The 26,051-nt window shown below is 59.5% G+C and carries 25 protein-coding genes and 2 pseudogenes; 17 read left to right on the forward strand and 10 right to left on the reverse strand.

The genetic code is table 11. The features are described from left to right. Window positions 1-119: 119 nt before the first annotated feature. The 6 genes from LZG00_13665 to LZG00_13690 all read left to right on the forward strand — a co-directional run bounded on the left by LZG00_13665 (window position 120) and on the right by LZG00_13690 (window position 6,228). A complete protein-coding gene (locus tag LZG00_13665) occupies window positions 120-1,133 on the forward strand; it encodes a YncE family protein (protein MCF3595041.1) in 1,014 nt (337 codons plus the stop codon). A 272-nt stretch (window positions 1,134-1,405) separates the two neighbouring features. After that, on the forward strand, window positions 1,406-3,406 hold the full coding sequence (locus tag LZG00_13670; protein MCF3595042.1) for a heme lyase CcmF/NrfE family subunit: 2,001 nt from the start codon (window positions 1,406-1,408) through the stop codon (window positions 3,404-3,406). 6 nt (window positions 3,407-3,412) lie between these two features. Continuing rightward, the gene (locus LZG00_13675) at window positions 3,413-3,982 is read left to right on the forward strand and encodes a DsbE family thiol:disulfide interchange protein (GenBank protein ID MCF3595043.1); all 570 of its coding nucleotides are present in this window, start codon (window positions 3,413-3,415) and stop codon (window positions 3,980-3,982) included. Beyond that, entirely contained in the window at window positions 3,979-4,455 is a 477-nt protein-coding gene (locus LZG00_13680; protein MCF3595044.1) for a cytochrome c-type biogenesis protein CcmH, read from the forward strand. Before LZG00_13675 ends, LZG00_13680 begins: the two co-directional genes overlap by 4 nt. Further along, the gene (gene ccmI, locus LZG00_13685; GenBank protein MCF3595045.1) at window positions 4,455-5,618 is read left to right on the forward strand and encodes a c-type cytochrome biogenesis protein CcmI; all 1,164 of its coding nucleotides are present in this window, start codon (window positions 4,455-4,457) and stop codon (window positions 5,616-5,618) included. The genes LZG00_13680 and ccmI overlap by 1 nt, the downstream gene beginning before the upstream one ends. A 19-nt stretch (window positions 5,619-5,637) precedes the next feature. Continuing rightward, window positions 5,638-6,228, forward strand: a complete 591-nt coding sequence (locus tag LZG00_13690; protein MCF3595046.1) for a L,D-transpeptidase — start codon at window positions 5,638-5,640, stop codon at window positions 6,226-6,228. Between the two features lie 18 nt (window positions 6,229-6,246). Here the strand turns inward: LZG00_13690 and LZG00_13695 are convergent, their stop codons facing one another. Then, complete coding sequence (locus LZG00_13695; protein MCF3595047.1) at window positions 6,247-8,394, reverse strand: thioredoxin family protein; 2,148 nt, start codon at window positions 8,392-8,394, stop codon at window positions 6,247-6,249. A 428-nt stretch (window positions 8,395-8,822) separates the two neighbouring features. Beyond that, window positions 8,823-9,119, reverse strand: a complete 297-nt coding sequence (locus LZG00_13700; GenBank protein MCF3595048.1) for a DUF2933 domain-containing protein — start codon at window positions 9,117-9,119, stop codon at window positions 8,823-8,825. 186 nt (window positions 9,120-9,305) lie between these two features. Here LZG00_13700 and LZG00_13705 point away from each other — a divergent pair, with 186 nt between their 5' ends. The 5 genes from LZG00_13705 (at window position 9,306) to LZG00_13725 (ending at window position 13,145) form a co-directional block, all read left to right on the forward strand. Continuing rightward, entirely contained in the window at window positions 9,306-9,881 is a 576-nt protein-coding gene (locus LZG00_13705; GenBank protein MCF3595049.1) for a L,D-transpeptidase, read from the forward strand. Window positions 9,882-9,915: 34 nt separating this feature from the next. After that, entirely contained in the window at window positions 9,916-10,374 is a 459-nt protein-coding gene (locus LZG00_13710; protein MCF3595050.1) for a cytochrome c, read from the forward strand. Window positions 10,375-10,546: 172 nt separating this feature from the next. Beyond that, window positions 10,547-11,938: a multicopper oxidase family protein gene (locus tag LZG00_13715; protein ID MCF3595051.1), complete on the forward strand. Its 1,392-nt coding sequence runs from the start codon at window positions 10,547-10,549 to the stop codon at window positions 11,936-11,938. Next, the gene (locus LZG00_13720; protein MCF3595052.1) at window positions 11,935-12,414 is read left to right on the forward strand and encodes a cytochrome c; all 480 of its coding nucleotides are present in this window, start codon (window positions 11,935-11,937) and stop codon (window positions 12,412-12,414) included. Before LZG00_13715 ends, LZG00_13720 begins: the two co-directional genes overlap by 4 nt. Window positions 12,415-12,416: 2 nt before the next feature. Beyond that, window positions 12,417-13,145, forward strand: coding sequence for a DsbA family protein (locus tag LZG00_13725; protein ID MCF3595053.1), 729 nt, complete (start codon window positions 12,417-12,419; stop codon window positions 13,143-13,145). A 60-nt stretch (window positions 13,146-13,205) separates the two neighbouring features. Here LZG00_13725 and LZG00_13730 read toward each other — a convergent pair whose 3' ends face one another. Continuing rightward, window positions 13,206-13,412: a cation transporter gene (locus LZG00_13730; GenBank protein ID MCF3595054.1), complete on the reverse strand. Its 207-nt coding sequence runs from the start codon at window positions 13,410-13,412 to the stop codon at window positions 13,206-13,208. Between the two features lie 183 nt (window positions 13,413-13,595). Between LZG00_13730 and LZG00_13735 the strand changes: the two genes are divergently transcribed. The 6 genes and pseudogenes from LZG00_13735 to LZG00_13760 all read left to right on the forward strand — a co-directional run bounded on the left by LZG00_13735 (window position 13,596) and on the right by LZG00_13760 (window position 18,706). Further along, entirely contained in the window at window positions 13,596-13,700 is a 105-nt protein-coding gene (locus tag LZG00_13735; protein MCF3595055.1) for a heavy-metal-associated domain-containing protein, read from the forward strand. A gap of 96 nt (window positions 13,701-13,796) precedes the next feature. Beyond that, window positions 13,797-16,063, forward strand: a pseudogene (locus LZG00_13740) (heavy metal translocating P-type ATPase). Window positions 16,064-16,076: 13 nt separating this feature from the next. Continuing rightward, window positions 16,077-16,472, forward strand: coding sequence for a Cu(I)-responsive transcriptional regulator (gene cueR, locus LZG00_13745; protein ID MCF3595056.1), 396 nt, complete (start codon window positions 16,077-16,079; stop codon window positions 16,470-16,472). Window positions 16,473-16,645: 173 nt separating this feature from the next. Then, complete coding sequence (locus tag LZG00_13750; protein ID MCF3595057.1) at window positions 16,646-16,924, forward strand: potassium channel family protein; 279 nt, start codon at window positions 16,646-16,648, stop codon at window positions 16,922-16,924. Between the two features lie 104 nt (window positions 16,925-17,028). Beyond that, window positions 17,029-17,919, forward strand: a complete 891-nt coding sequence (locus LZG00_13755) for a DUF305 domain-containing protein (GenBank protein MCF3595058.1) — start codon at window positions 17,029-17,031, stop codon at window positions 17,917-17,919. A 61-nt stretch (window positions 17,920-17,980) separates the two neighbouring features. Beyond that, on the forward strand, window positions 17,981-18,706 hold the full coding sequence (locus LZG00_13760) for a glutaredoxin (GenBank protein ID MCF3595059.1): 726 nt from the start codon (window positions 17,981-17,983) through the stop codon (window positions 18,704-18,706). Between the two features lie 303 nt (window positions 18,707-19,009). Here the strand turns inward: LZG00_13760 and LZG00_13765 are convergent. The 7 genes and pseudogenes from LZG00_13765 to LZG00_13795 form a co-directional block, all read right to left on the reverse strand. Next, a pseudogene (locus tag LZG00_13765) lies at window positions 19,010-19,381 on the reverse strand (integrase core domain-containing protein). 485 nt (window positions 19,382-19,866) lie between these two features. Beyond that, window positions 19,867-20,448, reverse strand: coding sequence for an exopolysaccharide biosynthesis protein (locus LZG00_13770; GenBank protein ID MCF3595060.1), 582 nt, complete (start codon window positions 20,446-20,448; stop codon window positions 19,867-19,869). Next, complete coding sequence (locus LZG00_13775) at window positions 20,441-21,502, reverse strand: c-type cytochrome (GenBank protein ID MCF3595061.1); 1,062 nt, start codon at window positions 21,500-21,502, stop codon at window positions 20,441-20,443. Before LZG00_13775 ends, LZG00_13770 begins: the two co-directional genes overlap by 8 nt. Then, the gene (locus tag LZG00_13780; protein ID MCF3595062.1) at window positions 21,499-22,077 is read right to left on the reverse strand and encodes a cytochrome c oxidase assembly protein; all 579 of its coding nucleotides are present in this window, start codon (window positions 22,075-22,077) and stop codon (window positions 21,499-21,501) included. Before LZG00_13780 ends, LZG00_13775 begins: the two co-directional genes overlap by 4 nt. Continuing rightward, window positions 22,074-22,481, reverse strand: coding sequence for a hypothetical protein (locus LZG00_13785; GenBank protein MCF3595063.1), 408 nt, complete (start codon window positions 22,479-22,481; stop codon window positions 22,074-22,076). Before LZG00_13785 ends, LZG00_13780 begins: the two co-directional genes overlap by 4 nt. Continuing rightward, complete coding sequence (gene ctaD / locus LZG00_13790; GenBank protein MCF3595064.1) at window positions 22,481-25,039, reverse strand: cytochrome c oxidase subunit I; 2,559 nt, start codon at window positions 25,037-25,039, stop codon at window positions 22,481-22,483. Before ctaD ends, LZG00_13785 begins: the two co-directional genes overlap by 1 nt. Beyond that, window positions 25,036-25,998: a c-type cytochrome gene (locus tag LZG00_13795; protein MCF3595065.1), complete on the reverse strand. Its 963-nt coding sequence runs from the start codon at window positions 25,996-25,998 to the stop codon at window positions 25,036-25,038. The genes ctaD and LZG00_13795 overlap by 4 nt, the downstream gene beginning before the upstream one ends. Window positions 25,999-26,051 lie beyond the last annotated feature (53 nt).

Here is a 26,051-nt window from a genome sequence, read left to right on the forward strand (position 1 = left end):
AGCATCCGCCCCCGCTGCGACAGAGCGTTACACGATAGGTCGTGTGCCAAGGTTGATGAAATCGCATACGTGGCTAGCTTTGAAATAACGCGCACGCTGAATATGAAAGGACGGAGCATATGAGACTAACTCTACTGACGCTCACCGCCGCACTGATGGCGAGCAGCGCCGCATTGGCCGACGTTTACATTCCGGAGGGAGAACCCGGCACGGCGTTGCATCTCGATAGCAACCTCAACGTCGTCGATCGTATCACTGGTCTCCACAATGTCCACGGCATGGCAGGTGCACCGAAGCGCGGATTGCTGGTTGCGGGCAGCCTATCGGCTACCATTCCGGGAGAGGTGGCCAAGCCGGCCGCTGTTTCTGAGGAAGACCACGCGGCCCATCATGGCGGAGCTACCAAGCCTTCCCCCGCGACCGCGAGCCAGGTGACGCTGGTCGATGCCGAAAGCCACGAGATTTTGCGCCGGATCGAGGTTCCGGGCATCGTTCACCACGTCGAGGTTTCGACCGACGAACGCTATGCGGTTGTCACTCATCCTGGGCTTGGCGCGGTCTCCGTGATCGACCTCGAGTCCGGCGAAGTCCCTGCAACCGTCATGACCGGGCCGATACCGGAATACGCCGTTGTAGACCCGGTAACAGGACGTTTCTTCGTTTCGAACGCGGGCAACAACACGATCAGCGATCTCGATCCCGAGGACGGGATCGTGACGCGGAATTTCAGGCTCCAGGGAGCGCCCAAGCACATGCAATTGGATGCCGAAACCCGTATGTTGATGGTGAGCGAAGCAGACGCCGGTCGTGTCAGTATGATTGACGCGGACAGCGGTGAAACCGTTGACCACATCAACATCGGCGGCGAATTGCACGGTATCGCGGTCGACGGCAACGCAATTTGGTCGAGTGCGCGCGAGCGCAACAAGGTCGTTCGGATCAACCGTGGGACCGGTGAACGCCTGGAAGCCGACGTGGGCCCCGAACCCTATCACATGGCGCGCGTTGGTGACGCCCTGCTCGTCAGCAGTGCCGCCGAGCCGGTAGTCTGGGTGTTGGACCCGAACACGCTGCAGCTGCGCAAGACCATACAGGCTGATGATACCGCGCACCAATTAGTGAATATGCCATAGCGCATTGCGAACCACCCCGGGGCGAACGACAGGCTGTTCGCCCCGGCAAATCCCGGTCGACCAAGAGCAATCATGTCCGAAAAGCCCCCAGATCTACAGGCCGCACCCCCGGTTGTAGCCATTGCCGAAAACCGGGCGAGAGTAACCGCGCCGACCGGAAGCGGTCCGGCCGTCATCGCAAGCGTGATCGCACGCTGTACTGCAGCCATTGACCTTCCCATAACGGAGGGTGGCAATCACTTCGACAATAATCAATTCATTGGATTTGGCATATGATACCGGAAATAGGACAATTTGCACTCGCGCTCGCTCTGTCCATCGCTGTGGTTCAGGGTGTCGTGCCCATGTTGGGCGCTGCGCGTGGTAACATCCTGTGGATGCAGTCTGCGCGGACTTCCTCGGTCGCGCAGTTGATCTTCATCGGCATCGCATTCGCGGCCCTCATGCGGTCCTTTGTAGTCAGCGATTTCACCGTGGCCAACGTGGTCGAAAATTCGAATTCGCTGAAGCCGATGTTGTTCAAAATCGCAGGCACCTGGGGCAGCCACGAAGGCTCCTTGCTGCTTTGGGTGCTGATCCTCGCGGCCTTTGGCGCAGCTGTGGCGCTTTTCGGATCGAACATTCCGGATGCGCTCAAGGCCCGAACACTGTCGGTTCAGGCATGGATCAGCACTGGGTTCCTGTCGTTCCTGTTGCTCACCTCCAACCCATTTGAGCGTGTCTTTCCGCCGCCCCTTGACGGTAACGACCTCAACCCGCTCTTGCAGGATGTCGGACTGGCATTGCATCCGCCGCTGCTCTATTTCGGCTATGTCGGTTTTTCTATCGTCTTTTCCTTCGCGGTTGCAGCGCTGATCGAAGGCCGCGTCGATGCCGCTTGGGCCCGCTGGGTCCGGCCCTGGACATTGGCCGCTTGGATGAGTCTGACAGCAGGGATCGTCCTTGGATCATGGTGGGCCTATTACGAACTCGGCTGGGGCGGCTGGTGGTTTTGGGATCCGGTCGAGAATGTGAGCTTCATGCCCTGGCTTTTGGGCACCGCGCTACTGCATTCAGCCATCGTTACGGAAAAGCGCGATGCGTTCAAAAGCTGGACGATTCTGCTGGCAATCCTGACTTTCTCTCTGTCTTTGCTGGGGACGTTCATTGTCCGGTCGGGACTTTTGACATCGGTCCACGCTTTTGCCGTCGATCCCGAACGGGGGCTCTACATTCTTGGTCTGCTAAGCCTCTCCATTGGAGGGTCACTGGGCCTTTTTGCCTGGCGGGCTCCGGTGATGGAGGGTGGTGGCCTTTTCAGCCCGATCAGCCGCGAGGCGGGGTTGCTCATCAACAACTTGTTGCTGGCCACCGCTACGGGCACTGTCCTTTTCGGAACGCTTTATCCCCTATTCATGGAGGCTGTTGCCGATGAAAAGATCTCGGTCGGCCCGCCGTTTTTCAATGCGACATTCATCCCGATCATGTTGCCGCTTGTACTGCTTATGGCCATCGGTCCGTTCCTGTCATGGAAACGTGCCGATTTTAAGGGCGTTTTCCAGCGGCTGCGGTTTGTTGCGTTGCTGGCGGGGTTGGTCGGGCTGGCGGTCTGGTATCTGACCGAAGGAGGCCCGGTTCTCGCGTATCTCTCTATCGTTATTGCCGCATGGCTTTTGTTCGCAACACTTAGCGAATGGGCAGGCCGGATCAGACTTTTCGACATTCCCTTCCCGGATTCCATACGTCGGGCGCGCAACCTACCGCGCGCGTCATACGGCATGACACTTGCGCATGCAGGTCTCGCTGTTGTGATGTTCGGATTTATTGGATCAAGTGCATGGAAATCCGAAGAAATTGTTTTTGTGAAACCCGGAGACAAGATTATGATTGCCGGGTTCGATGTGCGATTTGACGGTGTCGAGCAGCTGCGCGGCCCTAACTATGTTGCAGATCGTGGAACGCTCGTTGTAAGCCGCAATGGCAACCCGGTCACCACATTGTATCCAGAGCGTAGGTCGTATCCGGTTGCACAGAGCAGCACGACGGAATCAGCTATCCGTTCGACCCTCGCAGGCGATCTCTACGCATCCCTCGCCGAACCGGCGTCCGAGGAGGCCGCCGATCATGGGGCGTGGACATTGCGCATTCTATACGAGCCACTGGTTAACTTTATCTGGATCGGTTCGGCCTTACTGGTGCTGGGCGGCGGCCTGTCGCTTTCCGACCGCAGGCTGCGTGTCGGGGCGCCCCGTCGTGTCCCCCGCGCTGCGGTTCAAACGACACCAGCGGAGTAAATGGACATGAAACGCGCCATAGCGGCCCTTCCCATTCTGATTGCGCTGATTCTCGGTGCGTTCTTTCTGTGGGGGTTGAACCCTGATCGCGATCCAAACGCCATTCCATCGGTGTTGATCGCACAACCCGCCCCCGATTTCGATCTTCCCACTGTAGACGGCGTGGACGTTCCGGGTCTTTCCCGTAGCAATCTAATAGGAAACCCTACGCCGGTTGTGGTCAATGTATTTGCATCCTGGTGTGTGCCATGTCGCGCTGAACATGCGGTTCTGACCCGGATGGTGGAGCGCGATAGCGTTCGGCTTTTCGGCATCAATTACAAGGATAAGCCCGAGGCCGCACGAGGCTGGCTAGAGGATCTTGGCAACCCTTACGAGAGGATTGGCTCAGATCTGACTGGCCGCGCCGGCATCGAATGGGGAATATCGGGCGTACCTGAAACCTTCATTGTCGCCGGAGACGGAACTGTCCTTTACCGTTATGTCGGCCCGATTGTCGGTTCCGAGGCGGAGGAAGAATTTGCGCTGGCGCTTGCCCAAGCCAGAGCAGCAAATGGAGCAGGAACAGGAATATGATACGTAAACTTCTTTTCATGACCTTGTTTTTGAGCGCGATGCCGTTTGCTGTCTACGCTGTCGAACCCGACGAGATGCTGGCTGACTCGGTTCTGGAGGTGCGGGCGCGCGAGGTCTCCAAGAAATTGCGTTGCGTCGTCTGCCAGAACCAGGACATCGACAGCTCCAATTCGGGGGTGGCGCGGGATTTGCGCATTCTGGTTCGTGAACGATTGACCAAAGGCGACACGAACGCGGAGGTTTTGACATTTATCCATGCGCGCTACGGCGACTTCGTTTTGCTGAAACCGCCTTTCAAGCCGGAAACCTATGCCCTGTGGCTGGCTCCGATCATCCTGATCCTGATTGGCACCGGTGGCGTGATCGCGGTGCTGTCGAAAGCAAGTCGGCTCACGGCAATAACGGCGCTGAATACGGATGACGAACGCGCGGTTGCCGACATGCTGGCACAAGACAAGAAAGATAGGTCGTAATGCTCTGGATCATATTTGCTACATTGGCGGTTCTGGCCGCTACTTTCATGGCTCTACCGCTGCGGTTTCGGGCGCAAACCGTATCCGACCGCAACGAGGGATCGGTTTCCATTCTTGCGGATCAACTGCGCGAGGTCGAGACAGATGCCGAACGTGGCCTGATTTCGGAAGGGGATGCGCGGGCGGCACAGATCGAGATCAAACGCCGCCTTCTGGCACTCAGTCGAAGGGGTCCGCCCGCCATCCTGCGTCAATCCGTTCGCAAAGGGCACGGGGTATTATGGGCCGCGGCAATTGCCGTCCCCCTGGCGGCAGGGGCGCTCTACGCACAGCTCGGCTCCCCCGAGATCCCCGGCATCGCCTTTGCCGAGCGGCAGGACGAGCGCGATGAACAAGCTCAGATCACAGCACTGATCGGGCGGTTGGAGCAGCGTCTGCAAGACGACCCGGCTGGCGGCCCAACCGAAGGCTGGATGCTGCTGGGACAAACCTACATGCGCATGGGCTATTATGGCGATGCGGCAGCGGCGATAGAGAATGTGATCGACCGCGCCGATGCAACCTCGCCGGTCCTGTCGCAATACGCCGAGGCTCTGGTCGCGTCTGAGGATGGCATCGTCACTCCCAACGCTCGCGCCGCCATCGCCCGCGCGCGAAAGATGGACTCGTCGAATCCTGCGGCCGCCTATTATGAGGCCATCGCGCTTGACCAGGCGGGTGATAGCACGGAAGCGCATAACTTGCTGCTTGCCCGGCTGGATGACGCAACAGGGTCGGAATCCTGGGTGGAGCTTTTCGTCGCACAGGCCAATCGCATCGGCGAAACGCTTGGGCGCGAGCCTATCAGTCTTGCCTCCTTCGCTCCGATAGTTGACGAGCACATACCCGGTCCGACGGCGGTTGATATAGCTGCGGCTGGTGACATGAGTGAGGCGGATAGGAGCGCGTTCATCCAGACGATGGTTGATCGCCTTGCGAACCGCCTGACCGAGACACCCGAGGATCTGGACGGCTGGATGCGTCTTGCGAGTGCCTATAGCGTTCTTGGGGACGTTGGAAACGCACGGAACGCATACAGGACGGCCGAGCGACTTGCCGAGAGCTTGCCGACAGACGACCAGCGCAGGCAAACCATCCGGCAGGCACTGTCCGAACTTGATTGATGAGTGAAAGGAATGGAACATGAGGCGGCGGGAATTTCTTACCGGAACAACGGCAGCAGCAGGAATGACCATTGCCGCGGGCGCCGCCATTGCGCATCCGCCAAAACGGCTGCCGGACTACAATCTTCCGGAAGACATGCTTCCCCAGGTCGTGCCTATCGCCAAGGGGTTCCTGCCGTACGAAGTTCATGTCGACCCGGGTCAATTTGCCCTCTACTGGACGCTTCCTGAGGACATGGCCCTGCGCTATGTCGTCGGCATCGGGCGACCGGGGCTTTACGAGGCAGGCGAATTCTACGTCGGTGCCAAGAAGGAATGGCCCAGTTGGAAGCCCACCCCGGGAATGTTGCGCCGCCAGCCGGAGCTATACGGCCAGTGGAAGGACGGGATGCCCGGCGGGCTGAATAACCCGCTTGGGTCTCGCGCGCTCTATCTGTTTACGCCCGAACGCGGCGATACGTTTCTGCGGATCCATGGCACGAACGACCCCTCCACATTGGCGCGCCGTGTCTCTAATGGATGCGCGCGGCTGGTGAATGACCAGATGATCGATCTCTATGATCGCGTGCCGACAGGCACACGAGTGGTGCTTTATGCGCCACAGGCATGATTGGCCAGTATTGGCCAATCAGTTCCGGCTAGTGACGAGGTCCAGTCCCCGTGCGTCTTCAAGTGCCTGCACAACGGCGTCCGCCGTCAGAAGTTCAGGTAACACGATGCCGTCGGGCGCTGCCGGACCATAGACGGCATTGAATGGTATGCCGTAACGTCCGAACCCTTCGAGATAGCGTGATATGGTCTCGTCAGGACGGGTCCAGTCCGCTTGCATCGAGATCGTTCCCGGTCGGCGCAATAAGGAGATGACGGGTTCACGGTCCAGAACGATTACCTTATTGGCTTTGCAAGTGAGGCACCAATCGGCGGTCACATCGACGAAAACCACGTTACCCTGCGAAATTTGGCGGGCGATTTCCGAGCGATCAAAGGCGGACCAGTTTGTCGCAAATTTCTTCGTTGGAAGGTCGGATTGGGACATGAGACCAGCGAGCATGATTGCCACACCCGACAGCACGATCGCCCCCATAACACGAGCGAAACTCGGTAGTCGCCTGAGAGACAGGAAGACCACGACAGTCAAACTCATTCCAGCAATCCATAGCGCGGTTTGCTGGCCGGCAACACCGTTTAGAACCCACATAAGCCACCCTGCCGTTCCCGCCAGAGCCAGGCCCAGCAAGATTTTCAGCCAGATCATCCAGCGGCCCGGCTTTGGCAATCGCGTGACCATTTGGGGGAAGGCTGCGATGATCAGGTAGGGCAATGCCAGCCCCAACCCGAGCGCTGTGAAGATGACGGCGATATCGACCGTCCGCCCAGCCAGTGCAAAGGCGACGGCAGTGCCGAGGAAAGGAGCTGAACAGGGGGTGGCGAGAATGGATGCAAAGGCGCCGGTTGCGAAGTCGCCACCATATCCCTTGCCGCCGCCAGCGCGAACAAGCTGGGTCTGAAGCGAGGATGGGAGGGTGAATTCAAACGCACCAAACAGATTGGCCGAAAAGATGACGAGGATGACAAACATCACTGTCAAAAACACCGGATTCTGAAATTGCAGGCCCCAACCGACGGTCATCCCAAAACTGCGCGCCACTAACGTTGCGGCCGCGAGTGCCCACATGAACGCCAGAACTCCGAGTGCGGAGACTGCAAAGCCCTTGCGGATACGTGCCGGAGATTGATCGGGCGACCTCAGGGCCGAAGAAAGTTTAATCGATAGCACGGGAAGAACACAAGGCATGACGTTCAGGATCAGCCCGCCGAGCAAGGCTATCACGGCGATCCAGGCCAATTCTGCAAACCCCGTCAGCGTCTGGTCTATCCTGAAAGGTGGCACCGCTGCACCTTCAGACAAGTCAGGTGTCAGCGTCGCAGCACGATTGCCATCGGTTACGGTGATCTGCAATGCAGTTGGTTCATTGGCCGATGTCAAGATTGGCAGCTCCACCCAAAGCAGACGATTATTATCACCCAACCGGATATCGGGTTTACCAAAGGCCGTGCCTTCGCCCAGCTCCGGAAAAACATCCGGATTAACGAAACGCTGATCGCTGCGGGCCGTCAGCGTCAAGGCCGTCATTTCGGGGTTGAGGTAGGCCGTTTCAATCGAGATGCCGCTGGAGACACCATCGTCGGGCACCTTGTCTGCGTAGGCCGAGATGAGCGCCGCCGCGGCATCGTCAATTCCACTTGCCCTAGGCAGTGTCAGCGAAAGGTTGAAATCCTGCGGCACACAGACCGTGGAGCAGATCAACAGATTTACCCGCGCAGACAATCGCGCAGGTGCGCCGGGCTCGGACAGCGTGACCCGGAGCGGAAACACGACCTCGTCATGGTAGCCGAAATTCTCGATACCGAAGGCGGTGAAACGTTCCGGCGCTGGCCAGAGAAAGCTGACATCTGCCACATTCTGTGAACCGGCCCAATCGATCGAAGGCGGAAAGCCGACTTCTCCCGGCGAGCGCCAGTAGGTTTTCCAGTTTTCTCCCAGTTGCAGATGCAGGCCGGCCGACAGGGTCGTCGCACCGGGCGTGACACCGTTCTCAGCGGTTATCAAATGGGCTTCGACCGCCGAATCGGCGAAGCTTTCCGATGTGGCTGCATTCAGCGAACCCGTGAGCGCGACAAAGACCGCCACTAAGAGGGCGAGGGATACAATCAACCGACGAACCGCGTTCGGCGTTTTAGTGATCATGTGACAACGTATGTCGATGCCCATCATTCTTCTTTCTCCATGGCGGCAACCAGCAGCAGTGTATTGTGGTTAGCATCACCTTGAATGACTGCACAACCGATCAGCGTATTGCGCAAGATCATCGTCACGTCGGGGAGCCCATTCACTCACTTCCCATTGAGCATTTGAAGTTTCCAGTGTCGATTGGGAGAGACACATACCGAAACTCTTATGTGGGCGGTGTCGTTTCGAACGAGAAGCCCTCGCGACCGTCCTGGCACTCAAGAACCTTCAGTCCATTCGCCCCCAAATCCTTCGCAGTACAGCCCTCCGGCACCAGGGCAGATCTGGCACTTGTCGACACTCTCGTGACATCGCGTTGAAGACATTGCTGGGGAGATTGGGAACACGCGCCAAGAATAAGAACGAGCGAAAGTGCGAGGAGCCGCCGGAATGCTGTGCAGCTCCGGCAGAAGCTACTCAGCTGCAATCTCTCGGTCTACCGGAATCGGCGCTTTTTCGGCAGCGATATCGGTATCCTTCGAGGTATTATGGCACGATTTTCCCATGAAACGATGCATCACAAAATGAGCACCTACGCAAAGGAGCAATGGCGCAAAAACGAAGATGTTGCTGGTTACTCCAGCCGACAAACCGCCCGCAGCAAAATAGATAGCGATTGGTACGAACATCACGGCGCAGCAGGCCCACATGCCGTATTTCATCAGATTGGCTGGGGTACCGCTTTGTGACCTCACTACGACTTCTTTCATTCGAATTACATCTCCAATAGTTCAACCTTGTTCCTAGCGGCGTTCCTAGCGGCTTCCCGAACGGGAAAGTCAACGATACAAACCGTTACAAAAATCACTGTTTTGTCAGGCTGCCGTTGCTTGACCCTCCCGTGCGGGAAGGTGATTAAAACTCCGACAACAGATAAACAAATCAGGACGCAGGCTATGGCAAAGCAAACTCTCAAGCCGATCGATCGGCGCGGGTTCCTTGTTGCATCGGCAGGCAGCATGATCGCGCTGGCGAGCCCGTCGGTGCTTCGCGCGCAGGAGGAAGCGCCAGTGCGCAGAAATGTATCGTCTTTCCGGTTACATGAATGGCAGGACCATTTTGATGCCTTGGGAAAGGGTATTCTGTTGTCAGACACCACGACCATGGTGTTGCAACACTGGACAGCGGATGGCGAGATGAATGTTTATCCAACATCAGTGCCGCTGACCGATGAATTGACCCGCCGCGGTTATACCGAGGTGATCAGAAAGGTCGATGGGCCAAGCTGGGCGCCGACGCCGTCAATGAAAAAGCGCAATCCCGAATGGCCGGATTTCGTAGGCCCAGGCCCCGACAACCCGCTGGGAACGCATGCGCTATATCTTTCATGGCAGTACTACCGAATCCATGGCACCAACGACACGCGCAAGATTGGCCGTAAATCCTCGAACGGCTGCATCGGACTCTACAACGAACAGATTGAAGAGGTTTTCGACCGCACGCCTGTCGGAACGCAGGTTAAACTAATCTGAATTGTTTGTGAGACACAAGAGGACAAATGAAAACATGAACAAAATGCTTTTGGCGATCATCGCATTTTTCGTGCTGGGTGGCGTCGCTTTCTTTTGGAATGCATCGCAACCCTCCGCGCAGGGTGCTGGCCACTCTATGGTACCCCCCGATACGAGTGCGTTGGCAGAAGGCGCACCTATCGCGCAGGTGACGCTTCCGGCCGAGCTGTCGGCCAACGCCGAGATGGGAAAGCGCGCATTTGAGGCGAAATGCGCGCAGTGCCATGGCGAGGACGCAGCTGGCCAGAACGGTGTCGCCCCTCCACTGGTTCACATATTATATGAGCCGAACCACCATTCGGATATGGCTTTTGTTATGGCGGCGAAAAACGGAGTTCAGTCCCATCACTGGCGCTTTGGCAATATGCCTCCCGTCGAGGGCTTAACCGATGCCGATGTGAAAATGATCGCGCGCTATGTGCGCGAGCTTCAGAAAGAAAACGGCATCTTTTGAGAGGTGAAAGACCTATCGTCGAACCAATTGTTTTGCTGCGCGCTTTTCACTTTTGGCACGGCGCCACAGTGTGCTGTGACGCAGGCTGTTGCGTCCGGTATCCGAGCCAAAATTCGACCAACTAGGCGGTGCGGCCTGCCCCGTCCCGTCAAACCCCAGGACACGGAATACAATGACGACACGGCGACACTTCCTTATGCAGGGCGCGGCAACCGCCGCAGCCTTGGCATTGCCCAGATTGGCTGGCGCCGCAACGCCCGGATTTGTTGAGATCAAGGCTCAGACGGCGGCTGTCCAATTGGCACCGACGTCCTACCCAAGGACGGAAATTTGGGGCTATGGCGGCGTGATGCCCGGCCCCGAAGTGCGGTTGGCGCAAGGGTCGCGCGTGCAACGCTCGTTCCGCAACGAAGTGCCGCAGGCAAGTTCCATCCATTGGCACGGGATTCGCACCGACAACTCGATGGACGGGGTTGCTGGCTTGACTCAACTGGCCGTCGAACCCGGCGAGAGCTTCAACTATGATTTCCTGGTACCCGATGCTGGAACCTATTGGTATCACGCTCATAACCGATCGGCCGAGCAGGTGGCACGTGGCCTCTACGGCGCGCTGATCGTGGAGGAGGCCGATGCACCTGACGTGGATAGCGAAGAGGTATTAATCTTAGATGATTGGCTGCTTGATCCGGAAACGGCACAGATCGACACGGATTTCTCTTCGCGCCACGATCGCAGCCATGCAGGTCGCCGCGGCAATTTTATCGCCACAAACGGGCGCTTTGACCATTCGCGGGGGGTGCAACAGAACGAGCGATTGCGCCTCCGGCTCATCAATGCGGCGAATGCGAGGATTTTCGTGCTGACGTTTTCGGGGATGGAAGGCTGGACCGTCGCGCTCGACGGGATGCCATTGAGCCAACCGGAACCGGTGACCGAGACATTGATCCTGGGCCCGGGCCAACGCGCTGATCTGATCGTGGATATCACCGCAGAGCCGGGCGAAGCGGCACATCTTGTTCGCATCGAGGACCAGGAAGGCGTGTCGCAAGTGGCCTTCCCCGTCAAAGGTCGGGCTTCAACTGCCCGCCGTGCCGAGCCTTTGGCCTTGCCGCCCAATCCCAGGATGGTGGTGACGGGCCTCGATACCGCCACACATGCGCGTCTTAACATGCAGGGCGGTGCAATGGGAACGCTGGATTCTGCCATCCTGAATAGTGAACGCAAGAGCTTTCGCGAACTGGTCGAGGCGAACGAGTTCTGGGCCTTCAACGGAACAATCGGCATGACCGATACACCGCTCTTGAGTGTCTCTAAAGGCGAGACTGTCGCGCTTGAGATATATAATGACACGTCCTTCCCCCATGCGATGCATCTTCATGGCATGCACTTTCGCGAGATCGGTAAAGACGGTGGTCTTGGCCCGTTTCGCGATACACTTTTGATGTTCGGAGGCGAGACCCGGACCATCGGGTTTGTCGCTGACAATCCGGGGGACTGGCTGTTTCATTGTCACATGCTCAGTCATGCGGCGTCGGGTATGATAACTTGGATGAAGGTAACGTGAAGCGAGGATACCTGATCCTAACCGTTATTCTGATTTCAACTGCCAGCCTTGGCGGCTGGCTGATAACGCACGGGAGCACCCAGATCCACGACGCACCGCAGTCGTTTGATCTGGCAGAAGGCGAACGGCTTTACCAGAGCAGCTGCGCTTCCTGCCACGGCGCCAGTCTTGAAGGGCAGCCCGACTGGCGCTCACCCGACCCAAATGGCGTTCTTCCTGCCCCACCCCATGATGAAACCGGCCACACATGGCACCACGCCGATAGCATTTTGTTCGACTACACCAAATTGGGGGGCAAAGCGGCCCTCGCACGTCAGGGTGTCGATTTTGAAAGTGGCATGCCGGGCTTTGGTGATCAACTGAGCGATACGCAAATCTGGAACATCCTCGCCTATATCAAATCCACTTGGCCGAACCGACAGCGCGAAGTGCAGGCTGAACGCAGCGCCGCTGAGACCCAGAGAGAAGGAAATTGACAATGCGCCCTATACAAACCACCGCCCTAGCGCTTGGCCTGGCAATCACCCCGATCGCAAGCTTCGCCCAGAATCTGAGCGATGCACGTATCAAAGAACTCACGCTGGAAGCCATCCGAGAAAACCCGCAGATCGTTATGGAAGCGGTGCAACTGCTTGAAATGCAGCAAGCGGTGGATCAGGCCACAGCGCAAGCGGATGTTCTGGAAAACCAGCGCCAGATGCTGGAACATGACCCAAACGCGCCCGTTCTGGGGAACCCAGAGGGTGATGTGACCGTCGTGGAGTTCTTTGACTACAACTGTCCATATTGCAAACGGGCCATGCCCGAGGTTCAGGGGTTGTTGGACGCTGATCGGAATATCCGGCTCGTCTATCGCGAATGGCCCATCCTTGGGGACGGTTCGGTATTTGCGGCCAAAGCTGCCCTTGCCGCGCGGCAACAAGGCAAATACGAGGAATTTCACTTGGCACTAATGGGTTTGAAAGGACGCGCAGAGGAAACGTCGGTTATGCGCGTGGCCGAGGAAGTCGGGCTCGACATTAAACAACTGCGCGCCGATATGGAAGCGCCCGAGGTGCAGCAACATATTGACGTTTCAATGCGCCTGACACAGGCACTAGGATTCAACGGAACACCGTCTTTCGTGATCGGTGACAATCTGGTTCCGGGCTTTGTCGAACAGGAACAGCTAGAGTCACTTGTCGAAAAGGTTCGGGACAAAGATTGATCTCATCGATCACATGAAGTGTTGAAATTTGCGCCGGAGTAGTCGGCGCCATTTCTTGTGTCAGGTCGCCGCCGGCGTTCTTACGTCATAACCGGCATCGCGGATTGCTTCGGATATGGCTCGCTCGCTCAGAAAGCTTTCTACGTCGACAGTGTGCGCGCCGAGATCACAGGAAATCTTGGCGGTTGGATCGATCGCCATGATCGCCTTCTCGATTACAGCGGTGCAGTGCCCGCAGCTCATGTCCGGAACGTTCAATCTGGTCATGTCTATCTCCTTCGAACTTGCATTCAGGTGAGGCGTTCCACCGTGAGAAGGTCAAGAGTCGACGGAAAATATTGTGACCTTATTGACCTTCCATTGGGTGGAACCTCTATCTAATCTAAAGGTAAACAAACTCAAGAGTCGTCCATGCCAACCCCACTAACCCTTCGAATTTCGGTGCAGAACATGTCCTGCGCGTCTTGTGTCGGGCGGGTCGAGCGGGCTCTGTCTGTGCTGCCGGGGGTCAGTAACGTCAGTGTCAATCTTGCCAGTGAAACAGCGCAGGCATAGATTGATGCGCCCGGTCGCATCTCCGAAGCCATAAAGGCGCTTGACGAGGCGGGCTATCCTGCCCGGACTCAAAGCGTCCGGCTGAACGTGGCGTCGATGACCTGCGCCTCTTGCGTGGGGCGCGTTGACAAGGCCCTGGGGGCTGTGCCGGGTGTACTGGATGTGAACGTGAATCTCGCCTCCGAGACTGCGACGGTCACCTATGTTGAAGGTGCGGTGGATCTGGCAGACTTGCTTAAGGCGGCGAAGGATGCCGGCTATCCGGCAGAGTCCGCGCAGGACACTGCGCCCGAAGACCACAGCGCCCGCAAAGAGGGCGAGGCGCGTAAGCTGGCCCGAAGACAGCGTTGGTTGCGGCGCTTGCCTTGCCGGTGTTCCTGTTGGAAATGGGCGCGCATATTATCCCAGGCATGCATGATCTGATCGGTCGCACGATCGGCCATCAGACCAGTTGGATGATCCAGTTCGTGCTGACCACAGCTATCTTAGTCTGGCCCGGTCGTGCCTTCTATACGAAGGGCTTTCCGGCGCTCTTCAAGGGCGCGCCGGACATGAACAGCCTTGTCGCGGTCGGCACCTCGGCTGCCTATCTTTATTCGCTTGTGGCGCTGTTTGCCCCCGCACTTTTGCCCGAAGCCTCGCGTGCTGTCTATTTTGAAGCGGCGGCGGTGATCGTGGGTCTGATCCTTCTGGGCCGCTGGATGGAGGCGCGTGCCAAGGGGCGCACCGGGGCCGCGATCCAGAAACTGCTTGGCCTGCAGGCGCGTACCGCGCGGGTCTTGGTGGGCGGCGACACACAAGACGTGGCAATCGAACAGATTCGCACGGGCGATATCCTTGTCGTGCGCCCGGGCGAGCGGATCGCCGTGGACGGTGAGGTGACCGATGGTAGCGCACGGGTTGATGAAAGCATGATTACCGGCGAACCGGTGCCCGTGGCCAAGACGACTGGCGATCCTGTTACCGGCGGCACGGTCAACGGCACAGGGGCCTTCCAGTTTCGGGCAACCCGCGTCGGGGCCGATACGACCCTGGCGCAAATTATTCGGATGGTCGAAGAGGCGCAGGGGGCCAAGCTGCCAATTCAGGGCATGGTGGACCGGATCACTCTCTGGTTCGTGCCCGCTGTCATGATGCTGGCCGTTTTGACGGTGATCGTCTGGTTGCTGGCCGGACCATCACCCGCTCTCTCCTACGCATTGGTGGCGGGCGTGTCTGTGCTGATCATTGCCTGCCCCTGCGCGATGGGACTGGCCTCGCCGACCTCGATCATGGTCGGTACCGGCCGGGCTGCCGAGATGGGCGTGCTGTTTCGCAAGGGCGACGCGCTACAACAGCTGACGAGCGTCGATGTCGTGGCGCTAGACAAAACCGGCACGGTAACTGAAGGCCGCCCCGAACTGACCGATCTGGTTTTGACCGACGGGTTCGACAGGGCGGACGTCTTGGCGCTTATCGCAGCGGTGGAAGCGCAGTCGGAACATTCCGTCGCCGACGCAATCGTTCGGGCAGCGCGTGCAGAGAACGTCGCGCGGCATAACATCGAAAACTTTGAGTCCATCACCGGACACGGTGTCCGCGCAGAGGTGGCTGGACGCGATGTCCTAGTCGGGGCCGACCGCCTGATGATACGCGAAGGGCTGGAAATCGGCGTGCTGGCCGATGAAGAACGGCGTCTCGCGGAACAGGGCCGCACCGCGCTGTTCGCGGCCATCGAAGGGCGTGTGGCCGCAGTGATCGCCGTGGCCAACCCGGTGAAACCCGCCAGCGCAGCGGCGATCAGCGCGCTGCATGATCTGGGGCTGAAGGTCGCCATGATAACGGGCGACAAACGTGAGACCGCAGAGGCCATTGCGCGAGAAACGGGCATCGACCACGTGATCGCTGGCGTCTTGCCGGACGGTAAAGTCGCGGCGCTGGACGAATTGCGCGGGAACGGACGGCGCATCGCTTTTGTCGGTGACGGGATCAACGATGCTCCTGCGCTCGCTCATGCGGATGTGGGGATCGCCATCGGCACCGGGACCGACGTGGCCATCGAATCCGCCGATGTGGTCTTGATGTCCGGCGATTTGCGTGGCGTCGTGAACGCGTTCGAGGTTTCGACCCGCACCATGCGCAACATTCGTCAGAACCTGTTCTGGGCCTTTGGCTACAACGTCGCCCTGATCCCCGTGGCGGCAGGCGTGCTTTACCCGGTATTTGGCCTTCTGCTCTCACCGGTGCTGGCCGCGGGAGCCATGGCGCTCAGTTCCGTTTTCGTCCTGACGAACGCATTGCGCCTGCGCCGGGTTCGTCCGGCGATGGATGAGGCGAAATTGGCCCAGCCTTCCGCGTCCCTGTCACCTGAACCAGCCGAATGAAAAGGAATAGACGATGAACATCGGAGAAGTGGCCAACTTTTCGGGCGTACCCGCCAAAACGATCCGCTACTATGAAGATATCGGGCTTGTGCAGCCCTTGCGCAGTGCCAACGGCTACCGCAGTTTCCGGCAAAGCGACGTGCACAAGCTGGCATTTCTGAGCAGAGCCCGTGCCTTGGGCTTTACCATCGAGGACTGTCGAAACCTTTTGAAGCTTTACGCTGACACTGACCGTGCCAGCGCCGAGGTGAAACAGATCGCAGAAGAGCATCTTGAGAGGATCGACCATAAGATAGTGGAGCTTAACCAGATGCGCGCGACGCTCGCACATCTGGTTAACGCTTGCGCGGGCGACCACCGTCCCGACTGTCCAATCCTGGCCGATCTGGCGAGGGAGCAAAAAAAATAAAGAACAACTGAAAGAGACCGGCTAGAGCGGCAGTCCGCTATGGGTTGGGCCGCGATACTGGCAGTCGTACTCTTCGGTCTGAGCGGGCTTTTGCATGTTCGTGCAGTGTCTTTCGCCATGGAAAGAACGAAGCTGGTGGCATCACGCAATGGCAGTTTGCTGGTCGCACTCTAGTGCTGGCGCCCGCTCATGTGATCGAATCCGGGTTCTATGCCGTCGGCCTGGTAATCGGCGAATCGATGGGTCTCGGTGGCTTGGTCCAAGAAAACGTCATTTCGCCCATGGACGTCTTCTATTTCTCAGTCGTGAACTATACCTCACTGGGGCTTGGCGACATTTATCCCACAGGGCATCTGCGCTTGCTCGCAGGGGTCGAGACGCTGAACGGTTTTCTGCTCATCAGTTGTTCCGCTTCGACGATCTTCTTGATCACGACACACCGTGACGATTGAGCAATCCGGCCACATGCCAAACATTTCCGGACAAGATGGAACATTCCAGCGCTGGAGAGTTGTTCCCTACAACAGTAAATACATTTTCGATACCGGAGATACTCATGTCATACGGACGTTTTTTTGCGATGATTGCCACCTCTACGGTGGTGATGTTCATCCTGATGTATTTGAACACCTTTCTCTGGACCCACGTATTTTGGTCAGAGACGCGCGCCTACATGGCGCTGCTGATGGGCGCGACGATGGCGGTCATCATGCTTGGTTTCATGCTGTCCATGTATTCCAGCAAGAGCATCAATGCCGCCATTTTTGCCGGAGCCGTCGTGGCCTTTGCCGCCTCGCTCTGGCTCGTCCGCAGTCAGGTTACGGTTGGGGACACCAGCTACATGCGTGCGATGATACCGCACCACTCCATCGCGATCATGACGTCAAGCCGCGCCAATATCTCTGATCCGCGCGTCAGAAAACTGGCGGACCAAATTATCTTTGCTCAGGATAAGGAAATCGCCGAGATGCAGTATCTTGTGAACGACATCGACGCGAATGGTGAAGCGACCGAACAGGGCAAGGGCAATAGTGAACCGGCCCAGATTGTCGGCTTGGACGAGGCGCTTTCATCCGCCGAAATAGCCATCCTCGATCTTGAATTTCTGACCGACGAAGACATTGCACAGTTGTTTCCCAGCGGTGCCACCTGCACATTCAACTATACGACGACCAGCAAACCTGCGCTTGTGGTTGGCGAAGTGGGCGGCAGTGCGGCGGCCCTCGTCAAGATCAGCGGCGATCTGGTGCGACTCGACGACGAGAGCAGCGGCAACAGCCCGATAACGACGTGGAACATCGACGGCATGTCTCTGCGGCTGATCACGCCGGACGGGACCGATACCCTGGAGATAGGCAATCGCGAGATGCAGGAAGCCAACCTCGTTCTTGAACTCGATGTCGGCCTGCGGGCAGGGTATCGCGGTTTTTATGACTGTGGTGCCTGAACCTGAAAGCGGAGGGAGTTTCGTGTCCAAGAACACACCTAGTACAGCCGAGCTTTACCGGATGGTCATGCCCGATCATCTCTGCCCCTATGGTCTCAAATCGAAAGACTTGCTCGAACGTGAAGGATACCGGGTCGAGGATCACCATCTGACCACACGTGAGGAAACCGACGCTTTCATGGAAAAGCACGGCGTCGAAACGACACCGCAAACCTGGATCACCGGTGAGCGGATCGGCGGATATGACGAATTGCGGGTTCATTTCGATATCGACGCACCCAAAAATGAACGCGCCGAGACATCCTATCAACCGGTGATCGCGATCTTCTCCGTCGCATTCCTGATGGCGCTCGGCCTGTCGTGGTTCAGCTTCCAGGCCTTATTCACCCTGAGGGCCATCGAGTGGTCTATTGCAATTTCCATGTGTTTCCTCGCCGTGCAAAAGCTGCAGGACGTAGAGAGTTTTTCAACGATGTTCCTGAATTACGACCTGCTGGCGCGCAAATGGGTACGCTACGGCAAGATTTATCCGTTCGGCGAGGCATTCGCCGGTATCCTCATGGTCGCCGGCGCGCTCACCTGGCTGTCGGCACCCGTCGCTTTGTTCATCGGAACGGTCGGCGCGATATCGGTTATCAAAGCGGTCTATATAGACAAGCGCGAGTTGAAATGCGCCTGTGTTGGCGGGGAGAGCAATGTCCCGCTTGGTTTCGTCTCGCTCACCGAAAATGTCATGATGGTGGTGATGGGTCTCTGGATGCCGATCAGAATTTTCGTGCTGGGCTAAGAGATCAGGAGCATTTGCGCTGCACGATCTTTCCATTTCTTGTAAAAGTGCAGTATCTGCACTCAATCGCAAGTCTGACACGAACGGCTCGATTTTCGGACCCGCGTACGCGATATTTAACATAACTCTCATTGTACGTATTACATATGTAGCCGCAAAGCGATAATGTCACCCCTGCGCAATTCAGGAATGTCACTCTCCTCGAAAAACGATGTGAGGATAAGCGGACTGTCTGTCGTTAGGGTTTTTGGCACCAATGGCTGCGTAAACTAAGAGAGAGTTTGGCTCATCTGGTTGGTTTGATTATGCGGTGCGTTGCCTGTGATGCAAGCGTCGCGCTTCGAGTGTCTTTCGTTTGATCCTTTCCCTTTGCTGCAGAATGGCTTTGTCACGACCGAAGTAGACGTCGGCAGGCGTGACGTTGTTCAGGCTCTCGTGATATCGCTGATGGTTGTAGTGATCGACGAAGGCTTCGATCTGAGCGTCGAGGTCTCCGGGCAGGAAGTAGTTTTCCAGCAAGATGCGGTTCTTCAATGTCTGGTGCCAACGCTCGATCTTGCCTTGGCTTTGCGGGTGATACGGTGCGCCGCGTGAGTGCTTCATCCCCTTGTCTTTCAACCAATCGGCAAGGTCGCCTGAGACGTAACTGGAGCCGTTGTCGCTGAGCAGCCGTGGCGGCCCGAAAACACGCAGGTCTCGATAGTCCGCATGAGCTTCTGTCGCATATTTCACCCCTCGGATGGGCGCATATCTTGCTCACAGGCGAATACAGGTGGCCAAAATCGTGATCAAAAGAGCTTATGATACGATTCCGCCCCCAGCCGGAGTCGACCCCTTTGCCGGCGGATCACTCGCCGGAAACGATTCATCCGAGGCCTCGTCAACCTCATCCCACCTCCGGGGCGGATCGACCATTTCGCGCCGACCTGTGACGCGAACTCGATCGGGCGTAGCGGGGGGAGACGAAGTCCGCCGACTTGCCCCGAAAATGACTGCCGCCAACCCAAATCCGATGAAGAATGGGATCAACTCACTTCTCAGCATGACAGATTCCTCCCAAGAAACAGCTACGCGGGACGAACCCTACAGTACAATTCTGGTTCCCGATCGAAACCTGCTTTGGGCATGGAGCGGCCCAAGGGGAACACCTTTGCAGAATGTCAGTGGAATCCGAAGTACCAAACTGCCATCGGTACACCCGATAAAAGAAACAACGCGCCCACCATCAATGCGCCGTCGCGGGTCAGCAGCGCGGCCGCGAAGAGCGCGATGACGGCAGACGCGATGGAGCCCGATGTCGGAACCAGTTCCATGAAAGGCATGAAAAGCGTGAGCGCCATGATCAGCAGTAACGGCAGGTAAAAGCAGGGACGATGAAACAGGAAGGTAAGCCGTTCCTTCAGGAACCGTTCAACGAAGTGCAAAGGCTTGCGGAGCCATCCGATCCCCTTGCAGAGCTTGGCGGTCGACAGACGTCTGCGAGTGATAGAGCCAGGCAGCCAGAGGTGGCCGCGTCCGAGGATCATTTGCACAACCAAGAGAAACGTGATGGCGGCAACCACCGCGGTGATGCCCGGTATCGCACTGGCGGGTGAGGTGGAAATGAGCGAAAAAATCAGCATGACGGACGCGAACGACCTTCGTCCAAGCCTTTCAATGACTTCCTGCACCGTGATCTCATCTCCATCGACGGCGGACTCCAGTCGGTCAAGAACATCGCTGAGCGCGTGATTTTCAGTCATGCCCCGGGTCGCTTTCGCTGGCAGGCAAGGTGGCGTAATAGGCGACAAGCGCGCCGATATCGCTGTCGCTCAGATTGCGGGCCGCCTTGCGCATCAGCTCCGCCCGCGCACCACCGCCCCGTCCGGCGTCGCGCCACAACCGCAGTTGCGTGCTGAGATAGGGGGCGGGCAGGCCGGACAGGACCGGAAACAGCTCGGAGGTCTCGCTGGCGTTCGGGCCATGGCAGGCGGCGCAGGCGGGCACGTCGGGATCGGCGGTAGCGGCATGGGCCAGCGCGCGGCCCTGTTCGGCAAGCTGTGGCGACATCTGCGGTGCTGGGCCGGGTTCGGGGGTCTGCTCTGCGAACCAAAGCGCCAGGTCGTTCAGGGCGTCGGGGGAAACCCGGCTCACCGACTGCGCCATGATTCCGCTGGCGCGGGTGCCTTCCAGATAGGCGTGCAGCGACATCTCAAGGTAGGCGGCGCTTTGCTGCCCGAGGGGCGGCACATGGGCGCTGCCACCTTGCCCGTGGCAGCCAAGGCAATAGGCTTGGGGGGCGTCGCCCTTTGGCAGGCGGGTCAGGGCGGTGTAGTCGGCACCATCCATTCCCCGCTGTACCGAGGTCAGAAAGGCGACGACCGGCCAGACATCGTCATCCCGCGCGGCGGGCCAATGGGGCATCCCGCTCATCTTCACGCCATTAGCGACGATCCAATGCAGATGATGCGGCTGCCAGTCCTGCACGGCGATCTCGATATGGGGCGGTGCCGGCACCATCGCCGCCATGGTGGCAGTGCGGGTCTGGCCGGGGGCGGCATGACAGGTGCGGCAGGCGGTATCGTAATGGCGCGCGCCCAGTTCGATCAGGTCGGGATCGCCCAGGTCCGGCATGTTTGCGGGTTTTTCCGCGCGCAGCCGTACCGAGTTGCGGAACGTGGTGTGCAGCACCCAGGACACGCCCGGCAGATGCCCCATCCGCGCGGACACGTTGTAAAGCCCGAACCCGACGACCGCGCCGCCGACCATAATACCCAGCACCGCCAGAACCGTCAGGGTCTGCCAGATACGCCTCATGGGTGCGCCTCCATCTTGCCGAGGGCGCGCCCGGTCAGGAACAGCCCGGCCACCAGATAGACCGGCGTGCCGATCGCAAGCATCAGCAGCCCGCCCAGTTGCTGCGCTGAAAGGTCAGGCGCCACGCCACAGATCTCGGCGTAAAGATCGCGCGGCGACAGCACGATCAGCGCGCCCAGCAGCGTCATGTGCATCGACGTGAGCAGCAATCCGCCCGCGCCCATCAGCGGCTGATCGGTGCGCAGACAGCCGGCCCAGACAAGCAGACCCGCAGCCAGAAAACTGCCCTGTTCGGCCACGAAGCCGACGTCGCTGAGAAAGGCCAGCCCATAAGCGCCGGGCAGATGCCAGGCCCAGACCAGCACGAATTCGATGGCCGCGGCGATCATCGGCGGCAGCGCCACCCGGTCCGCCCACCCGGGCGCGCCTAGTACCAGCAGCGGCGGTATCACCGCGACCAGCATCATGTGGCGCAGCATATGGGCGGGAAACGCCGCGCCGAACCATGCCTCCAGCGGGGCCGCCCAGATGAATGCGGCCAGCACACACGCGGATATCAACGCCGCGCCCCTCATCGGCAGGTGTCCAGCAACAGAACGGGCAGGGTGCCATAGATCACGCCGATGGCCGAGATCAGCGCCAGCAACACCGCCGCATGGCCGAGGAACTGGTGCCGGTCCTCGGACACGCCCAGGGCGTTGGTGTAGTCGCCGGTATTGCCAACGTCCCATTGCCGCCAGGCACGCCACCCCAGCCACGCGACCACCGCCAGCGCGAGAACCGTGGCCAGCATCAGCCCCAATCGGGCTGTGTCCAGCAGGCCGGGCGCCTTGGCACAGATCACCGCAGCAACGGCGTAGCTGGTCACGAAATGCGCGGCCCATATGACCGGGGCAAGGGTGATGCGCCACAGGCTCTCGCGCTCTTCGCGGAATTCGCGGCGCTCTTCGTCGGGGCGTGGCTGGTGTTCGCCAGTCATCACAGAACCCCCGGTGCAAGGCCGATCACCGCGCCGGCAACCAGCACGGTCAGGCACAGGAAATGCCAGAACAGCGTGATGTTCCACAGGTCCGCATCATGGCGCGGCGTCAGCTTGCCGGTCAGGCTGCCCGCCAGGCAATAAAGCTGCATGATGATGCCGACCAGCGCATGGGCCACGACCCAGATCATCAGCGCCCAGATGATCGCCGGATAGACATGGCTGGACGGCTCAAGTTGCTGCACCGACAGGATCAGCGCCGCACAGCCCCCCGCCGCCAGCAAGGGCGCGCCAACCAGCGCACCGCGCGCCGCGCCCAGGCGCCCCGCGCCATTCCAGTGCCGCGCGCCCAGCGTCAGCGCCCAGGACAGGGCCAGCGCCGCCACTGCAAGGCCCACAAGCACCGGGGCGGCATGCACTGCGCCTTCGGGCGGGAAATCCGACTTTGCAGTCCAGTAGAAAAAGAACCCGAACACGACGCTGGCGAATGCGGTGGCATCGCCCAGCATGGTGATCCAGACCGCCCACCAGCCGACCGCCTTTGGCCCCGAGGCATAGGTCGGCAGAGACAGTCCCAGCCCGGCATCGCGCATGCCATGTTCCGGCGGGCGGGCGGTGGACGTCCAAAGCCAGTAGAGGATGCACACCACTGCGAAGGCACCCGAGACGATAGCGGACACGTACATATGGAACGTCGGAAAGATGAACGCGCCGCCGGTAAAACCAGCCGCCCAAAGCGTGATCCATGTGGGGCCGGTCACCCGCTGGGCCAGTTCGGGGCTGGCATCGATCACGCTGGTCACCAGCGTTTCACGGTGGCCATGCGGGCTGTCGGGCAGGTAGTAGCGCCCCGCATCCATCCGCTCGACCAGCTTGGGGTCGTCCCAGAGCGGATAACGCGACGTGATATGCGGGATCGACCGTGCGCCCCAGAATTCTGCCGGAACGTTATGGCTCCACTCCAGCGTGCCGGCATCCCACGGGTTGCGCGGCACCTGTTTCTGGTCACCCTTGGGGCGCAGAAGGTCCCAGACGAACACGGCGAACCCGGCGGCAATGACAAAGGCGCCAAGGGTGGAAATCATGTTCAGCAAGCCCCAGCCCGCCGCCTCGGGGTAGGTGAACACCCGCCTGGGCATGCCCAGCAGGCCGGTCAGATGCATCGGCAGGAACGTCACGTTGAACCCGGTAAAGATCAGCCAGAAGGCCCAGCGGCCCAGACGTTCGCTCAGCATTTTCTTGCGGATGAAGGGGAAGAAGTAATAGACCCCCGCGATCACCGGAAACACCATGCCGCCGAACAGCGTGTAATGCAGATGCGCCACGATGAAATAGGTGTCATGCACCTGCCAGTTGAACGGCGCGATCGCCAGCATCACGCCGGTCAGCCCGCCGGCGATGAAAATCGCCAGTGCGCCTGCGATCCACAGCATCGGCAGGCTCATCTTCACCCGACCGACAATCAGCGTCGCGGCAAAGGCGAACAGCTGGATTCCGGTAGGAATCACCACCGCCTCGCTTGCCGCCGAAAAGAACCCCAGCGAAATGTTGGGCAGCCCCGTGGTGAACATGTGATGCACCCACAACCCGAAGGACAGGAATCCAGTGCCGACGGCGCTCAGCACGATCCACGAATAGCCGACGATGGGCCGTCGCGCGACGGTGGGGATCACCATGGCGGCGATGGCGATGGAGGGCAGGAAGACGATGTAAACCTCGGGATGACCGAAGATCCAGAACAGGTGTTGCCACAGCATCGGGTCGCCGCCGCGCGTGGGGTCAAAGAACGGCCAGTCAAAACTGCGCTCGAGCTCGAAGAGGAAATCACCCGCGATCAGCGGCGGAAAGGCGAACAGGATCATTCCGCCCACCACCAGCACATACCACGCATAAAGCGGCATGATGTTGACGCGCATCCCCGGCGGGCGGCATTTCAGGACACCGACAATCAACTCGACCGCAGCGGCAATCGACGCGATCTCGATGAAGCTTAGGCCCAGCAGCCAGATATCGCTGCCCGGTCCCTCGTCCTGGGTAGCCAGGGGTGGATACATGAACCACCCGGCGGTGGGGGCCGCGTCGAACAGCAGCGAGCCCATGACAAAGACGCCGCCGATGACGAAACACCAGAACCCGAAGGCCGACAGGCGCGGGAACGGCATGTCGCGCCCGCCCAGAAACGCCGGCAGGATCAGGATCGCGATGGCCTCGAACATCGGCACCGCAAAGAGGAACATCATCGCCGAGCCGTGCATGGTGAAGAACTGGTTGAACCGGTCGGCCGAGATCAGATCGTTCCCAGGCACCGCCAGCTGCACCCGCATCAGCAACGCCAGGATCCCCGCCAGCAGCATGAAGCCGAAGGCGGTCAGCGCGTACCACAGCCCGACCTCGGAGTTGTTAACGGCGGTGAAGTAGCGCCAGCCTTTCGGCGGCTCCCACGCCGCGCGCAACTCTGCCGCAGTGCGGTCCTGTTCGTCCTGCGGCACGGGTTCGGCCAGCATCGCCTCGGTTGGCGGATAGGGGCCGCTGGGGCCGGTCTGTGTGGTGTCGCTCATTCCAGCCCCTTCAAAAATTGCGCCAGATCGGACAGGTCGGCGGTGCTCAGATGGTCATAGCCGGGCATCTCCACCTCGGGCTTGATCGCGCCGGTATGCGTCACCCACTGCTCGAAATCCGCCAGTGTGGTGCCCAGCGTGCCGGCACCGAGGCTGAGGCGGCTGCCTACATGGGTCAGGTCCGGCCCCACCGCGCCGCGCGCATCGGTGCCGCGCACTGCATGACAGGCGCCGCAGCCCTCGCGCGCAAATACCCGCGCGCCGCGTTCGGCGGCTTCGGTTTTCGGTGCGGTGGCGGGGGCGGCCTGCGCCTGCAACCAGTCGGCGAAATCGTCGGGCGGCATCGCCACCACCTCAAACGCCATCAGCGCATGGCTGGCACCGCAGAACTCGGCGCATTGCCCGCGCCAGCTGCCCGGCGCTTCCGGCAACAGCGACATGCGGGTTTCGCGGCCCGGAAACATGTCCATCTTGCCCCCGAGGCCCGGAATCCAGAAAGAATGAATGACCCGTGCAGATTCCAGCACGATCTCGCTGCGCCGACCTGCCGGCAGGCGGATTTCGTTGGCCGCGACAATGGGAGCGTCGGCCCTCTCGGGCCAGTATTCCACCCGCCACCACCATTGCTCGCCCGTCACCCGCAGCGTCAGCCCTTCGCCCGGCGCGCGCTGGTCGGGCATGATCGACAGCCCATAGGTCAGCAGCGCGCCCAGAACCACGGTGGGGAAAACCACGCCGCCGCCGACGATCAGCCCGTTGGCAAACCGGCGCGACATCGCCGCGCGGTTGATCCGGGTGACATAAAAGAACAACCCGTTGACCAGCAGCCACAGGACAACCGCGCCGACCAGCATGACCCAGAACAGATCGCCCAGCACCCGCGCATCGGCCCCGCCCGGCGACAGCACCGATTGCCGCCCGTCGCAACCGGCAAGGATCACCGGCACGAACAGCACCATACCCCGACCTGCGCTTCCCGGCGAACGGGCGGTGTGGTGTCCGTGGGTGGTGC

The sequence above is a fragment of the Rhodobacteraceae bacterium LMO-JJ12 genome, assembly GCA_021555075.1.
Taxonomy (GTDB): domain Bacteria; phylum Pseudomonadota; class Alphaproteobacteria; order Rhodobacterales; family Rhodobacteraceae; genus JAKGBX01.